Source organism: Actinoallomurus sp. CA-142502, assembly GCF_050936355.1.
Taxonomy (GTDB): Bacteria; Actinomycetota; Actinomycetes; order Streptosporangiales; family Streptosporangiaceae; genus Actinoallomurus; species Actinoallomurus iriomotensis.
The window spans coordinates 9,124,118-9,139,212 of record NZ_JBNJMY010000001.1 but is presented as its reverse complement, the minus strand read 5'-3'; the positions used below and the strand labels follow the sequence as shown (position 1 = coordinate 9,139,212).

Sequence of the window (15,095 nt, the reverse complement as noted above, 5' to 3'; positions counted from 1 at the left end):
GCAACGGAATTGGCCTACGTGATGGGCTTCGAGAAGATCGACGCGACGAATGTCGCGGACGTCGGCGGAAAGGGGGCACACCTCGGCGAGCTCTCGCGAATCGATGGCGTCCGCGTGCCGGACGGCTTCTGCGTCACGACGGACGCCTTCCAGCGGATCATGGCCGAGGCGCCGTCGATCGACGCTCAGCTCGACCTTCTGTCGCGCGTGGAACCGGACGACCGCGAGGCGATCCGCACCCTGAGCGCCGAGATACGCCGCGTCGTCGAAGACGTCGCGATGCCCGACGATCTCGTGGCGGCGATCAGCGAATCGCTCACCCGGCTCGGGGAGCACGCCTCCTACGCGGTGCGTTCCAGCGCGACGGCCGAGGACCTGCCGACCGCCTCCTTCGCCGGCCAGCAGGACTCCTACCTGAACATCGTGGGCCTGACGGAGATCCTTCGCCACGTCCGGCGGTGCTGGGCCTCGCTGTTCACCGAGCGGGCCGTGACCTACCGGTGCCGTAATGGCTTCGACCACCGGAAAGTGCGGATGGCCGTGGTCGTGCAGCAGATGGTGTTCCCGGACGCGGCCGGGATGCTGTTCACCGCGGATCCCGTGACCTCGGACCGGAAGACCGCCACCGTCGAGGCCGGGTGGGGGCTCGGGGAGGCGCTGGTCTCCGGTCTGGTCGCCGGGGACGTCTACACGGTGCGTGACGACCAGGTCGTCACCACGACGGTCGCCACCAAGGAGCGGTCCGTCCAGGCGTCGCCCGGAGGCGGTGTTCAGGACACGCCGATCGAACCGCGGCGGCAGACGCAGCCGGCTCTCACGGACGCGCAGGTCGTGCGCCTGGTGCGGCTGGGCCGGCGCATCGAAGCGCACTTCGGCCGGCCCCAGGACATCGAATGGTGCCGGACCGGCGACGACTTCCACATCGTCCAGAGCCGGCCGATCACCACCCTGTTCCCCATCCCGACGACCGAGGACCAGGAGAACCACGTCTACGTCTCCGTCGGTCACCAGCAGATGATGACCGACGCGATGAAGCCGCTGGGACTCTCCGTGTGGCAGCTGACGACCCCACATCCGATGCCCGAGGCGGGCGGCCGGTTGTTCGTCGACGTGGCCCCCGTGCTGGCGACGAACGCGGGTCGCGTACGCCTCATCGACACTCTGGGGAGGTCCGACCCGCTGATCCGGGACGCGCTGCGAACCGTCGTCGACCGCGGCTTCGTCCGCACGCTCCCGGAGGACGAGGATTCCGGCGCCGCACCCGTCGGTGACCCACCCGCCCCGATCGAGACCGATCCGGCCATCGTCACCCGCCTGATCCGGCAGAGTCAGGAGTCCGTCGCCACCCTGCGGCGCGAGATCGAGGATCTGTCCGGGCCGGCGCTGTTCGACTTCATCCTGGCCGACATCGCGGAGCTGAAGCGCGTCCGGTCCGATCCACAGAGCCTCCCGGCGATCATGGCGGGGATGGAGGCGAGCTGGTGGCTCAACGACCACCTGGAGACGTGGCTGGGCGAGAAGAACGCGGCCGACGTGCTCACGCAGTCCGTCCCCCACAACGTCACGTCGGAGATGGGGCTGGCGCTCCTCGACGTCGCGGACATGGTCCGGCCGCACCCGGACGTCATGGCGTTCCTGCAGCGTGTGGTGGACGAAGGCCGGGAGGGCGACGGCTTCCTGGACGAGCTGGCCGGGTTGCCCGGCGGACGGGAGGCGCGTGACGCCATCCGGGGCTACCTCGACGAGTACGGCATGCGCTGCGCGGGCGAGATCGACATCACCAGGACGCGCTGGAGCGAGCATCCCGCCACGCTCGTCCCCACCATTCTCGGCAACGCCAAGAACTTCGAGCCGGGCGCCGGCAGGCGACGCTTCGAACAAGGACTCCAAGAGGCGCGACAGAAAGAACAGGAACTGCTGACGCGGTTGCGCGCACTGCCCGACGGGGACGAGAAGGCCGAGGAGACCAAGCGGATGATCGACCGTGTCCGCACCTTCGCCGGATACCGGGAGTACCCCAAGTACGACATGGTCAGCCGCTACTTCATCTACAAGCAGGCGTTGCTGCGGGAGGCCGATCGCCTCGTCCGGTCCGGCGTCCTGCGGGAGAGGGAGGACATCTTCTTCCTCCGGTTCCAGGAGTTGCGGGAAGTCGCGCGAACGGGCGACGCGGACGCCGGACTCATCCGGGAGAGGCGGGAGGCGTTCCGGTCGTACGAGGCGCTCACACCGCCCCGGGTCATCACGTCGGACGGCGAGGTCATCGTCGGCCGGTATCGGCGTGACGACGCCCCGCCCGGCGCGCTGGCCGGCCTCCCGGTCTCGGCCGGGACCGTCGAGGGCCGTGCCCGAGTCATCCTGGACATGGCGCAGGCCGACCTTGAGGAGGGCGACATCCTCGTCACCGCGTACACCGATCCCAGCTGGAGTCCTCTGTTCGTCGCCGTCGCCGGGCTGGTGACGGAGGTGGGCGGCCTGATGACGCACGGGGCGGTGATCGCGCGGGAGTACGGCCTGCCGGCCGTGGTGGGCGTGGAGCAGGCCACCCGGCTGATCCGGGACGGGCAGCGGATCCGCGTTCACGGAACCGACGGATACGTCGAGATCCTCGACTGAACCCCGAGCGCAACCCGCCGTTGGCGATTTTCCGTTGGGACGTGTCACTCACGCCGCTGGAGGCGGTCCTGCGGCCTGCGTAGCTTGGGTTTCCGGTGCGCGGAGGTGCCCTCCGCGCACCGGTTCCGCGCTGAATTCTCACGGCATTGGAAAATGACATTGGACTACCTGCGGTTCATCGCGCCGGTCGGCATCGGCGTCGCGTACGCCCTGCTGATGTCCCTCATCCGCGAACCGCACCGGCGGCGCGTCAACGCGCTCACGATCGCCGGAGCCGGCGCGACCTATTTCAGCGGCGGCGGTCTGGGCGCCTGGGAGCTCGCGTTCGGCGCGCTGCTCGTCTATGTCGCCTACCGCGGCCTTGAGTCGTGGACGTTCGTCGGCATCGGCTGGCTGCTGCACACCGCCTGGGACGTCGTCCACCATCTCAACGGCCACCCCATCCTGCCGTTCGCCCATGACTCGTCGCTGGGCTGCGCGATCTGCGACCCGGTCATCGCCCTGTGGTGCTTCGGCGGCGGCCGGTCGCCGCGTGAGCTGTTCCGTCGCACGAAGCGCCCGGCGGGGATTCGGGAGCAGATGGCCCGATCGTAATGCCCAATTTGGGCTCTTGACTGATCGCCCTGACCTGACGGATCGTCGGGTGTCCGTAATGCGAGTCTTTGTTCGGAATATCGAACAAGGCGCCTCCTGCACCCGAAGGGCACCGATGTCCGGAACCTTCCGCGCCGCCTTCGCCGCCCGGCTGCTCGTGGCCGTGTCGCTCGTCCTCGCCGCCCTCCCCGCCAGGGCGCAGGCCGCCGCGCCACCTCCGCGATCCGCCGTCACCGAACACGTGGCCGGCACCGGGCGGAGCGTGGACTTCGACCAGGACTGGCGGTTCGCCCTCGTCAACCCGGAAGGCGTCACCGACCCCACCGGCGCCTACGCGCACGTCGCCGATCCGGGCTACGACGACTCCTCGTGGCGCCGGGTGAACCTCCCGCACGACTGGAGCATCGAGCGCGACCCGACGCCCGACGGCGGCACCAACGCCGGCACCGGCTTCCTGCAGGGCGGGCTCGGCTGGTACCGCAAGACCTTCACGCTGCCCTCCTCGATGGCCGGCCGGCGGATCTCCGCGGAGTTCGACGGCGTCTACATGGACTCGGTCATCTACTTCAACGGTCGGCAGGTCGGCGCCCACGCGTACGGCTACACCGGGTTCGATGTGGACCTGACCGACCTGGCGCACACCGACGGGACGACGCCGAACGTGCTCGCGGTCGAGGTGCGCAACCAGCTCCCCAGCAGCCGCTGGTACTCCGGCAGCGGCATCTACCGTGACGTCCACCTCACCGTCACCGCGCCGGTCCACGTCCAGCGGCACGGCGTCTTCGTCACCACGCCGGACCTGGCGAACACCGTGAAGGCGGGCTACGCGAACGTCCACGCCCGTACGGACGTCGCCGGCGCGACCGCGGACACGCAGGTCGTCGCGACCGTACGGGACGCCCGCGGCCGTACGGTCGCCCGGGGAGCCTCCGGCGTGTCGGCGGGGACCGCGGCGGCGGACCTGCGCGTCGATCACCCCGAACTCTGGTCCACCGCCCGCCCGTACCTCTACACGCTGCGCACCGACGTCGTCGTGGCGGGCCGGACCGTGGACACGACCACGACCCGCTTCGGCGTCCGTTGGTCCGCCTTCAGCCCGGACGGCGGTTTCTCCCTCAACGGCCAGCGGATGAAGCTGCAGGGCGTCGACCTGCACCACGACGGAGGCGCGCTCGGCGCGGCCGTCACCGAGGACGCCCTGTACCGGCAGATGAAGATCATGAAGAGCATGGGCGCCAACGCCTTCCGCACCTCGCACAACCCGCCGTCGCCGGCGATGGTGCGGGTCTGCGAGGAACTCGGCATCGTGATGATGGTCGAGGCGTTCGACACCTGGCACACACCGAAGGTGAAGTACGACTACGGCCGGTTCTTCGACGCGAACAGCGACGCCGACATCACCGAGATGGTGAACGCGGCCAAGAACTCACCGGCCGTCGTGATGTGGTCGATCGGCAACGAGATCCCCGACTCGACCTCCGTCACGGTCGGCGTGCCGATCGCGCGGCGGCTCATCGCCGACGTCCGGGCGGTCGACACGACCCGGCCGATCGTCATGGGGTCGGACAAGTACCGCAGCGTGCCGGCGCCCGGATCGGCCCAGGACCAGATCCTGCGGATGCTCGACGGCATCGGCCTCAACTACAACACCGCGGCCTCGATCGACGGGCTGCACGCCCGTTATCCGGACAAGTTCTTCTTCGAGTCCGAGTCGTCCTCGGAGACCTCCACGCGCGGCGTCTACCAGGACCCTCAGCAGCTCAACACCGGCGAGAACCACACGCCGGGCAAACGCGGGGCCTCCTCCTACGACAACAACCTCGCCTCGTGGACGATGAGCGGGGAGTACGGGCTGAAGAAGGACCGCGACCGCGCCTGGTACGCCGGGGAGTTCCTGTGGTCGGGCATGGACTACATCGGCGAGCCCACGCCGTACAACGTGTTCCCGGTCAAGGCCTCCTTCTTCGGTGCGGTGGACACCGCCGGCTTCCCCAAGGACATGTACTACCTGTTCAGGAGCCAGTGGACGACCGCGCCCATGGTCCACCTGCTGCCGATGAACTGGACCGACCACCGGCGCGGCGACCCCGTGCAGGTGTGGGCGTACTCCAACGCCGACACCGTGGAGCTGTTCCTGAACGGCCGGTCGCTGGGCACCCGCCGGTTCGACCACAAGACCACCACGGACGGCCGGGGGTACCTGGAGACGACGGAGGCGACCCACGACGACAAGACCGTGACCTCGGGGCCGTACCCGGGCAGCTACACCAGCCCGAACGGCAGCGCGGGCAAGCTGCACCTGACCTGGGACGTCCCGTTCGAGCCGGGCACGCTGAAGGCGGTCGCCACCCGCGACGGGAAGGTCGTGGCGACCGACGTGCTGAAGACGGCGGGCGCGCCGTACACGGTCCGCCTGTCACCGGACCGCCGGACGATCGACGCGGACGGCCGGTCGCTGTCCTACGTCACCGCGGACGTCGTCGACGCGCACGGCGTGACCGTGCCCGGCGCGGACGACTCGCTGCGCTTCACCGTGACCGGCGGCTCGCTGGCCGGGCTGGACAACGGGCAGGAGGAGAGCGCGGAGAACTACAAGGCGCCGGTCCGCGCCGCGTTCAACGGCAAGGCGCTGGCGATCGTACGGTCCGGGACCGCACCGGGTCCGATCACGGTGACGGTCACCGGCGCCGGCCTGCACCCGGCGTCCACGGTCATCCACGCCACCGGCGGCACACCCGGCGCGACCGTCGCGGCGCCCGTGCCGGTGCGGGCCGCTCCGGCCGCCGCCCCGACGGTGACCGCGGACGCGAGCTACTCCGGCGCGCCCGGCACACTCCCGGCCGCCCTGCTGGACGGCGACACGGAGTCGGGCGGCTGGTCGAACTACTACAACAAGCCCGCCACGGCCCTGCTGCCGGCGTACAGCCTGGCGCATCCGCGCGAGTGGGTGTCGGTGACCTGGCCGAAGACCCGCACGCTCGGCGGCGTCACGCCGTACTTCACCGTCGGCGCCGGTCGCGCGCTGCCGGCGTCGGTCGCCGTGTCGTACCTGCGCGACGGCCGGTACGTCCCGGTGCGGAACCTGAGCATCACGTGGGCGACCGGCTCGAACCAGCCGACCGAGATCACCTTCGACCCGGTCCGTACGACGAGCGTGCGACTGGACCTGGCGAGCCGCGCCCCCGGCACGCCGGACGGCTTCCTGCAGATCGCCGAACTCCGCTTCCCGGGAGACTGACCGCGCTTGCGCCGGTCCACCCGGCTCGGCCAGAGTGACCGGCCGTGAAGCTCAACGACGATCTGCGCACGCTGCTGCGGCGGCCGAGCACCTGCTACCTCGCCACGACGATGCCCGACGGCTCGCCGCAGGTGACCCAGACCTGGGTCGACACCGACGGCGAGCACGTTCTGATCAACAGCGTCCAGACCCACGTGAAGACCCGGAACATCGAGCGTGACCCGCGGGTCGCCGTGGCCGTCGCGGACCCGGACCGGCCGTCGCGCTACGTCCAGATCCGCGGCCGCGTGCTGGAGGTCACCACCGAGGGCGCGGCCGCCCACATCGAGGAGCTCGCCCAGCGGTACCTCGGCCGGCCCTACCCCTGGTACGGCGGCCGCGACCAGGCCCGCGTCATCTTCGTCATCGAGCCGGAGTCCGTCACCGGGACGGGGTGACTCGCCGGCGCGTGGCGCCGCGGGGCAGGAGCAGCCGGAGCGTCGTACGGGCGTCCTTGCGGCGCCGCGGCGTGGGGGCGGCGACGGAGGTGATGGCGGTGACGGCGACCGTCAGCGCGTAGAGCACGCCGGCGGCGCCGCCCGCCGCGTACACGTGACGGAGCAGTGCGAGCATCGGGAGACCTCCCTGGGAATGAGGCGGGAACTCTCGCCCGCCGGGGACCTACTGAATGCCACGTCCGAAGGGTTTCCGGCGATCCATCGTCAGGCGCGACGGCCCCGACTACCCTGGCCGGACGGGAGATCTCCGGTTTTCCGGGCGAGGGGAGCCGATGGGCACGGGCGGTGCGGTGGAGCGCTTCTCCGCCGAGCTGAGGTCGTTGCACCATGCGGCGGGCCGCCCGACGCTCGACCGTCTCGTCCGCCACTGCCGCGCCCAGAAGCCGCCCGTCACGACCAGCGACGCGACCATCCACGGCTGGCTGACCGGGACGAACATCCCCTCGGAGCGATCCGAGCGCGCGTTCTCCCAGATCGTGGGATACCTCCGGCAGGAGGTGCGCGAGCGTGGGGGTGACCCGTCGGCGCACTTCCCCGACGGCTGGAAGAACGCGCTCGCGCGGGCACGCGAGGAGAAGCGGGCGAACCGCGGCGGCCGGCCCCGCCGGACGAGGACGGTCCGCGCCACCGGCGGCTCCGCACCGCGGCCGATGACGCTGCCGCCCGACCCGGCGGGCTTCACCGGCCGTGCCGCCGCCCTGGCGGAGCTGGCGGAGCGCCTGCGGAGCACGGACGGCACGGTCACGGCGGTCACCGGCATGGGCGGCGTGGGCAAGACCGCGCTCGCGGTGCATGCCGCGCACCGGGCCGGCCGCTTCTCCGGGGGGATCCTCTTCCTCGACTTAGGAGGCTTCGGCCAGGGCCGGCCGCTGGAGGCCGGAAGCGCCGCCGAACGCCTGCTGCGCATGCTCGGCGTGGCAGAGCCGGAGCCCGGCGACGCCCCGCCCGAGCCCGTCGGGCGGTGGCGGACCGCGCTCGCCGGTTCGGCGGGCAGCCCGCTGCTGATCGTGCTGGACAACGTCGCGTCCGCCGGCCAAATCTCGCCGTTGCTCCCGGACCCGCCGCACCACGTGATCGTCACGTCGCGCAACACGCTCTCCAGCCTCGCGGCACACCGGGTCGGCCTGACGCCGCTCGACGCCGGGGAGTCGGTGCGCCTGCTCGACCGGGCGCTGCGGCGTACCGTTCCGGGCGACGACCGGGTGGCCGCGGGCCCGGGGGACGCGGAGCGGCTCGCCGAGCTGTGCGGGCGGCTGCCGCTGGCGTTGCGGATCGTCGCGGCGCTGCTCCTCGACGACCCGCACCGGTCGCTGTCCGCCGAGGTCGCCGCGCTGGGCGAGGCACGGGACCGGCTCGACCGGCTGCGGTACGACGACGTCGACGAGCAGGGCCGTGCCCTCGGCGTCCGCGCGGCGTTCGACCTGTCCTACGCGCGCCTCGGCGAGGAGCAGAGCCGGGCCTTCGACCTGCTCGGCGTGGTCCCCGGCCCGGACTTCGGGCCGGACACCGCCGCCGTGGTCCTCGACCGGACGCCGCCGGAGGCCGAACGGCTCCTGGCCGACCTGACCCGTCTCCACCTGATCCGGGGACATCCGGGTCGCCGGTGGGACATGCACGACCTCGTCCGCCTCTACGCGACCGAACACGCCCGCGCCGACGCCGGACGGTATCGCGGCGCGCTGGACCGGCTGCTGGAGCACTACGAGAGCGCCGCCACCGACGCCGACCGGCGGTTCGCCGCCCCCGGCACGCTCCGCCTCTTCCACGTCAACCGGTTCGCCTCCCGAGCCGAGGCGCTGGACTGGTTCGACGCCGAACACCGCAACGTCGCCGCCGCCGTCGCGGCCGCCCACGAGGCGCGACTGTGGCGCCGGGCGTACGAGCCGGCCGTCAGGCTCGCCCGTTACCTGGAGTTCCGCCGCCACACCGACGAGTGGGTCGCCTGCGCCCGCCTGGCCCTCGACGCCGCCGGGCACCTGGAGCCCGAGCGCGTACCGCCGGCCGCGCTGTCGCTCGGCAACGCCTGCCGGGCCGCCGGGCGGTACGAGGAGGCGGAGCGGCAGCTGCGGCGGGCGCTCGACCTGGCGCCGGACCGCCCGGCGGAGGGGAACGCCTGGCACGACCTCGGCCTCGTGTACTTCAACCTCGGCGACTACGCCAGGGCCGTCGAGTGCCACCGGAACGACCTGCGCATCTGCTCGGACGCCGGCGACCTGCTCGGCGCCGCCCAGTCGCTCTGCGCGCTGGGCGACGCGCTGCGGATGCGGGAGGAGTACGAGGAGGCGGCCGCGTCGCTCGTACGGGCCATCGAGGTGTTCGAACACCTTCAGGACGCCGGCGGCCTGACGCAGGCCCGGATCAACCTCGCGCTCGTCCTGCTGGGCTGGAATCCGGTGTGGTACGGCGGCTGCGGGATCTGGCACCTCTGCCACGCCCTCCGGCTGGCCCGGGAGCGGGACGACCACCACGGACAGGCCGTGGCACTGCTCGACCTCAGCGTGCTGTACCTGAGCATCTGCCCGGCCTGTTACGGCCGCGCCGTCGTCCGATGCGCGACGCGGGCCATGCATCTCTTCGAGCGGCAGGGCGAGCCGCTGCGCCTGGCGTACGCGACCCGGGCGCTCGGCCGGGGCCTGCTGGCGGTCGGCGACCTCACCCGGGCGCGCCGGGCCCTGGACCGGGCGAGCGACTCCCTGGAGGCACTCGGCGTCCGGCCGGACGCCGGCGACGTTCCGCCCGGCACCGGGACGAGGACGCCGCACATCCCCGGGTGCTTCGGCCGGTCGGACAAGAACCGGTTCCGGTGGCTCGCGCGGCTGCCGGACGACGTCATCCGGGGCGACTTCCGGCATCTGGACGGGTACGCCTGGGAGGGCTTCCGTTTCCTCGTCCTCACCGAGCCCGGGCGTCCGCCGTCCTCCGGCGAGGCACCCTCACCGCCGCGCCCCGCCGGCGAGGGCGCGGTAGCAGGCGATGTGGGCGACGACACCGATGACGGCCGCGATGCCGCAGGCCGCGAGTGACCTGCCGACGGTGCTCGTGGTGGCCGCGCTGTCGCCGCGGGCGCGGACGCGGACGTCCTGGTGGACCAGGCCCCGGTGTGCGCCGTCGATGGTGCCCGACCGCCGTGCGCCGCCGGCCGTCCACGAGCCGTGGCAGGTCGTCTCGTCGTGGCCGTTGCCGTGCTGGTCGACGTGGACCGACGTCTCGCAGGACTCGACCCTCGCGACCGTGGGTTCGCCGAGCGCGTACGTCCAGAGCGGGGGCGCCAGGACGATGAGGCCGCCGACCGACAGCGAACCCCAGACGATGACCGGCGCGAGCCACCGCGCTCTTCTCTGCTGGGGCGTCGTCTTTCCGGTCACAGAGAGGAACTTAGCGGACACCCGCGTCGAGAACGGAAGAGTGCCTGGTGATTGGCAGAAATTGGTGGTAGATCTTCCACTTTTGGCTAATTGACCTTTCTGTAATTGGCGTGTCAGTCTGTCGGACTGTCTTTTGGGGCCTCTCCTTCGGCAGGGGGACTTTCGTGCCGTACATACGCCGGGCCGTCGTCGCGCTGGCGCTGCTTGTCGCCGTCGCGGTCGTCGTCGTACGTCCCGGAGACCGGGCGTACGCGGCGGACCAGCAGGGCAAGGTGACCCGTCCGGTGCCGCTGCTGGAGCTGCGCACCGCGGGGAACGCCGGCTGGTTCTGGACGCTGAACGAGGCCGAGGCGAACAGCGCCGCGAGCAGCGGAATGAGCCTCCAGCACACCCGGCTGGGCTACCTGCGGGCCCAGCCCTTCAGCGGCTCGCAGCCGATCTACCGGATCCGTGTTCTGGCGAAGCCGACGTACCTGCTGAGCGCCTCCAAGCAGGAGTGCGACACGCTCGACCAGTCCGGAGGCTATGACTGCGAGGGGATCGTCGGCTACGCCGCCGCCTCGCAGCAGCCGGGCACGGACGAGCTGTGGCGGATGTCGAACGGATCGGAATGGCGCGTCGTGCCCGAGGCGCAGCGCGCCGCGTTCACGGCGAAGGGCTACCGCACCGACGGGCCGCTCGGCTACGTGTACCCGACCTACGACCAGGTGGGCGCGATCTACTTCGGCAGCTTCGACGCCGACGGCAACCAGGACCTCATGGCGCACGTCAAGTCCGTCTACGGGCGCGACGGGGACTGGTGGGGCGGCGTACGGGACTTCGCCGGCTCCGGCGTCCCGGTCAACCGGTGGCACTGGCCCCAGACCGACTTCTCGGACTTGGAACCGTCGATCGGCTACTACGACGACTCCCAGCCGGCCACGCTGGAGAAGCAGATCTCCGCCGCCTCGTCCGCCGGGCTGTCCTACTTCACCTTCTACTGGTACTGGAATCCCGCCGGAGGCGGCGCCGAGCAGTACATCGACGGGCTGAAGGCGTTCCTCAAGGCCGCCAACCGGTCGAGCATGGACTTCAGCGTCATGCCCTGCCTGCATCCGTGGTCGAACGGCGACGTGTCCCTGCACCTGCCGGAGGACCAGATCGACAAGGCCGCCAAGACCATCGCGGACGAGTATCTGGGGCAGCCGAACTACCTGCGCGCCAACGACGGCCGCCCCATGATCCAGGTCTGCGACACCCGGGGGATCGGTGACGGCACCGCGACGTCCGTCGACGCGGAGGCGACCAAGCGGTTCACCGACGCGCTCCGCACCGAGGCGCGGAACGAGTACGGCGAGGACCTGCTGATCACCCTCAACGCCGACCTCGGCGTGCCGGCGGGTGCAAGCGGCTTCGACGGCACCCAGTGCCAGGGACAGTACGACACGTCCCGGTCCTTCCAGCACTACGCCGACAACCAGCGCGCGTACTTCGCGAACTTCCCCGGTACGCTCATGCGCTGCGCCTCCTCGGGCTTCGACGACCGGCCGCGGGACGGCATCGCCATCGCCGACCCCGGCGCGAACGCGACCGAGCAGCAGCTCGAAGCGTCCTTCCACTGGTACGACGACCACTCGATCGACCGCTTCGGCACCCTGCTGGCGAACGTCCAGTCCGACATCGACGCCTCGGCGCGGCCCCCGGCCGTCGACAATTTCGTCCTGGTGTACGCGTGGAACGAGTGGCACGAGGGCGGCCACATCGAGCCGAACAAGCGGGACGGCTGCGCCTATCTCGCTGCCATTCAGGCGAAACTGCACCTGCTCGGCTCGGGCTGCGCCTCCTGACCCGCCGGCTTACGAGATTTCTTGAAATGTCGCTCTTGGTATGACATCGGGAGAGACCCTCCGAGCAAGGAACCCTGGTCGGGAGGGAGGCACGCCATGCGCAACCGCGACGCCTGAGTCTGAGCGAGAGGCTGCCCGGAGCCCGATCTCCTGCCGCGCGGCGGCGCTTCTCGAGTGAGGTCAGGGAGACCCTCCGGGCAAGGAACCCTGGTCGGGAGGGGAGGCACGCCATGCGCAACCGCGACTTCTGAGTCTGAGTGAGAGGCCGCCCGGAACCGGGTCCCCTGCCGCGCGGCGGCGTACCGCGGACGCTTCGCCTCCCGGCCCGCCGCCCGCGGCCGGTTCCGGGCGGTCTCCGACCGGTGACGGTGGCGAAGGTCGTACGAGCACGGGCGATCGGTCGCGCCGGACCGGTCTCCAGGTCAGGGCACTCCGATGGGCGCGGCATACGACGCCGCGCCAACGCTGGCCGAAGGTCCGGCTCAAGTGCGGCGCCATAGGACGGCCAGGCAGGTGCGGCTGGTGCAGCCCGTCTTTCTCAGCACGCTGGTGAGGTGCTTCTTCACCGTGTCGACGGTGACGTGCAGGCGCTCCGCCAGCTCGCGGTTGGTCATTCCGGCGGCGACGAGTTCGGCGATCTGGCATTCGCGTTCGGTCAGGGACCACTCGGCGCCCGGGCGCGGGTGGGCCGTGAAGTGGGCGCGGAAGGACGGGGCCAGCAACCGGCCGAGCCGGTCGGCGACCGTGCGCTCTCGTGGTCCGGCGTCGCGTCCGCTGGCCAGCGGCACGACGATCGTCGCGGTGATGCCGGGGTTCGCCGCCACGCGGATCCGCAGCGCGGTGCCGGCCGATCCGGCGGCGGGCCGGGACGCCGTGTCGCCGTCGAGCAGGTACGCGCCGGTCCAGCCGAACTCCCGCGCCAGCGAGCGCAGCAGGCGATCGCGCAGGTCGGTGTGGCTCGTCGCGCCGGCGACGGTGTCCATGACGTTCACGATGCGCCGGTAGTCGTCGAGCCCGAGGTCGTCGTGACAGCCGACCGGAGATGTGACCATGACGCCTTCAGAGGTGACGAGAAGGGCGATGAGAAGCCTGTCACCCGCGCCGCACGCGGGTCGAACTTTTCGAACAACCTGGAAATGCGGCCTGGGTCCTGGCACGTGCTCTGAGCACTGCACGATGGGGATTGCACTCGGGAAGTTCATCACCCCGCCCGCGCGCCCGATGAGAGCGCATAGCGATTGCGAGCAGGCCGCCGCCGAACGCCAGCGCGTACACCGGGGCCAGGTGGCCGTGAAGGGCGAGCGGCGGCCGGCCGGACGCGGCGTCCCACGTCCGGACGACCCGGTCGTATCCGGCAGAGGCGAGCACGGTGCGCCCGCCGGCGTCGCCCGCCGCCACGGCCGCGACCGGTCCGGTGTGGCCGAGCATCCGGTCGCGGGGGACGCCGGACCGCGCGTCCCAGGTCCGTACGGTGGCGTCCGCGCCGCCGGACACCAGGAGGTCGCCGGCGAACGCCAGGGCGAACACCGGCGCGGTGTGCGGCGTCAGAGTCCGAACCTCCTCGCCACTGTCGAGATCGTGCACCCGCACCGCGCCCTCGTCCGTACCGCAGATGAGGCCGCCGGGCCCGAACGCGACCGCGGTGACCGCTCCGCCGGACGCGGGGATCGTACGAGCGAGGGTCCCGTCGCTCCAGAGGCGCAGCGAACCGTCCTTGTGGCCGGCCGCGACCAGGCGGCGACCGCAGGCCACGGCGCTCGGGGCGGGTCCGTCGGCGAGCACGGCGATCGGATCGCCGGTCAGTGCCGCCCACAGGCGTACGCCGCCGTCGGTCGCGGCGGTCACGACGGCCGGTCCGTCGTCGGTGCCGGAGAAGGCGATGGCGGCGAGCCAGTCGCTCCGCGCGGGCCGGGCGGCCAGCGGTTCGCCGGTGCGCGCGTCCCAGGTGCGGACGGTTCCGTCGAGTGAGCAGGAGCCGGCGAGCGTACGGTCCCCGGCCCTGGTCAGCGCCACGCCGGTGACGCTGTCATCGTGCCCGGTCAGCGCGTGGAGCTCCCGTCCGGCGGGCAGCTCCCACAGCCGTACGGTCCCGTCCGCGCCACCCGACGCCAGCAGGTCGCCGTCCATGGCGAGCGCGCCGCCCGGCCGGAGTGACCGCGCAGCGTGCCGATGACGTCGCGGTCATCGGCGCTCCACACCCGGATGACGCCGTCGTCGGCGCCCGCGCAGACCAGGGCGCGGCCCGCGACGCGGGCGTGGCAGAGGCCGGTCACCCCGGCGTCCCCGAGGGAGACGGACCCGAGGTCGTCGGCGGTCTCGGCGTCCCACATCCGTACGTCGCCGTCGTCCCCGGCCGACAGCACCACCCGCCGGCCGGCGAACGCGGCCGCCGCCACCGCGGTCACCGGGCCGTCATGACCGGCGCGGGCGTGCGGCGGCCGGCCGGTATGCGCGTCGTACACCCTGATCGCCCCGTCGTCGCCGGCCGTCGCGAGGAGGTCGCCGTCCCCGCTCGTCAGGGCCGGGGCTCGCGGCGGAGCCTGGCCACCGGTGGACAGGGCCGTCCGGTCGTGCCCGGAGAAGACCGCGCCGTCGCCGTCGAGGATCGCGTACGCGGGCCGCCCGCCGACGGTGCCGAACGCCGCCGCCCCGGCGGACGTGGCGCGCCGCCGGAGTTCGGGCACGCGCCGGTGCACGACCGGCGGGAGCGCGTCGGCGGTGGACCGCAGCGCGCCGTCGCTGACCTGCCGTACGAGCGCGTCGAGAATCCGGAAGGCGGTGCCCAGCGCCGGCGGTACGGCCGCGTTCCAGCCGACCGTCAGTGTGCCGCCCGGCTCGACGGCGAGCTCCCGCAGCGCGCTGTCCGGAGGGATCGGTCCCGTTTCGACGTCCGCGAACCCGGACGGGTCCAGCGCCTCGACGACGGGCGGCGCCAGGCAGAGGACGGACACCGTGATCC

General features: G+C 72.0%; 11 protein-coding genes. 6 read left to right on the top strand and 5 right to left on the bottom strand.

Translation table 11 applies throughout. The annotated features are described in order from the left end of the window. Positions 1–21 precede the first annotated feature (21 nt). The 4 genes from rph to ACQEV1_RS42585 all read left to right on the top strand — a co-directional run bounded on the left by rph (position 22) and on the right by ACQEV1_RS42585 (position 6,885). Positions 22–2,616 carry a rifamycin-inactivating phosphotransferase gene (gene rph / locus ACQEV1_RS42600; RefSeq protein ID WP_433406082.1) on the top strand — a complete coding sequence of 865 codons (2,595 nt, stop codon included), beginning with the start codon at positions 22–24 and terminating at the stop codon, positions 2,614–2,616. A gap of 153 nt (positions 2,617–2,769) precedes the next feature. Then, positions 2,770–3,210, top strand: coding sequence for a DUF6010 family protein (locus ACQEV1_RS42595; RefSeq protein ID WP_433402382.1), 441 nt, complete (start codon positions 2,770–2,772; stop codon positions 3,208–3,210). A gap of 115 nt (positions 3,211–3,325) precedes the next feature. Continuing rightward, entirely contained in the window at positions 3,326–6,448 is a 3,123-nt protein-coding gene (locus ACQEV1_RS42590) for a glycoside hydrolase family 2 TIM barrel-domain containing protein (RefSeq protein ID WP_433402379.1), read from the top strand. A 44-nt stretch (positions 6,449–6,492) separates the two neighbouring features. After that, positions 6,493–6,885 carry a PPOX class F420-dependent oxidoreductase gene (locus ACQEV1_RS42585; RefSeq protein ID WP_433402376.1) on the top strand — a complete coding sequence of 131 codons (393 nt, stop codon included), beginning with the start codon at positions 6,493–6,495 and terminating at the stop codon, positions 6,883–6,885. On the opposite strand, the gene ACQEV1_RS42580 is transcribed toward ACQEV1_RS42585, so the two are convergent. After that, a complete protein-coding gene (locus ACQEV1_RS42580; RefSeq protein WP_285573281.1) occupies positions 6,869–7,060 on the bottom strand; it encodes a hypothetical protein in 192 nt (63 codons plus the stop codon). The two genes, ACQEV1_RS42585 and ACQEV1_RS42580, sit on opposite strands and share 17 nt — an antisense overlap. Positions 7,061–7,217: 157 nt before the next feature. On the opposite strand from ACQEV1_RS42580, the gene ACQEV1_RS42575 reads away from it, so the two are divergent. Then, positions 7,218–9,968, top strand: coding sequence for an ATP-binding protein (locus ACQEV1_RS42575; RefSeq protein ID WP_433402373.1), 2,751 nt, complete (start codon positions 7,218–7,220; stop codon positions 9,966–9,968). Here ACQEV1_RS42575 and ACQEV1_RS42570 read toward each other — a convergent pair. Further along, a complete protein-coding gene (locus ACQEV1_RS42570) occupies positions 9,879–10,310 on the bottom strand; it encodes a hypothetical protein (protein ID WP_433402371.1) in 432 nt (143 codons plus the stop codon). The two genes, ACQEV1_RS42575 and ACQEV1_RS42570, sit on opposite strands and share 90 nt — an antisense overlap. Positions 10,311–10,474: 164 nt before the next feature. On the opposite strand from ACQEV1_RS42570, the gene ACQEV1_RS42565 reads away from it, so the two are divergent. After that, a complete protein-coding gene (locus ACQEV1_RS42565; protein WP_433402368.1) occupies positions 10,475–12,136 on the top strand; it encodes a glycoside hydrolase family 99-like domain-containing protein in 1,662 nt (553 codons plus the stop codon). A 482-nt stretch (positions 12,137–12,618) separates the two neighbouring features. Here the strand turns inward: ACQEV1_RS42565 and ACQEV1_RS42560 are convergent, their stop codons facing one another. Genes ACQEV1_RS42560 through ACQEV1_RS42550 form a run of 3 tightly spaced genes read right to left on the bottom strand, consistent with a single transcriptional unit; the run spans position 12,619 to position 15,087 of the window. Next, positions 12,619–13,188, bottom strand: coding sequence for a helix-turn-helix transcriptional regulator (locus ACQEV1_RS42560; protein WP_433402365.1), 570 nt, complete (start codon positions 13,186–13,188; stop codon positions 12,619–12,621). Between the two features lie 40 nt (positions 13,189–13,228). Then, positions 13,229–14,263 (bottom strand): WD40 repeat domain-containing protein, encoded by a 1,035-nt coding sequence (locus ACQEV1_RS42555; protein ID WP_433402362.1) that lies wholly within the window; start codon positions 14,261–14,263, stop codon positions 13,229–13,231. After that, on the bottom strand, positions 14,176–15,087 hold the full coding sequence (locus tag ACQEV1_RS42550; RefSeq protein ID WP_433402360.1) for a hypothetical protein: 912 nt from the start codon (positions 15,085–15,087) through the stop codon (positions 14,176–14,178). Before ACQEV1_RS42550 ends, ACQEV1_RS42555 begins: the two co-directional genes overlap by 88 nt. Between the last annotated feature and the right edge of the window lie 8 nt (positions 15,088–15,095).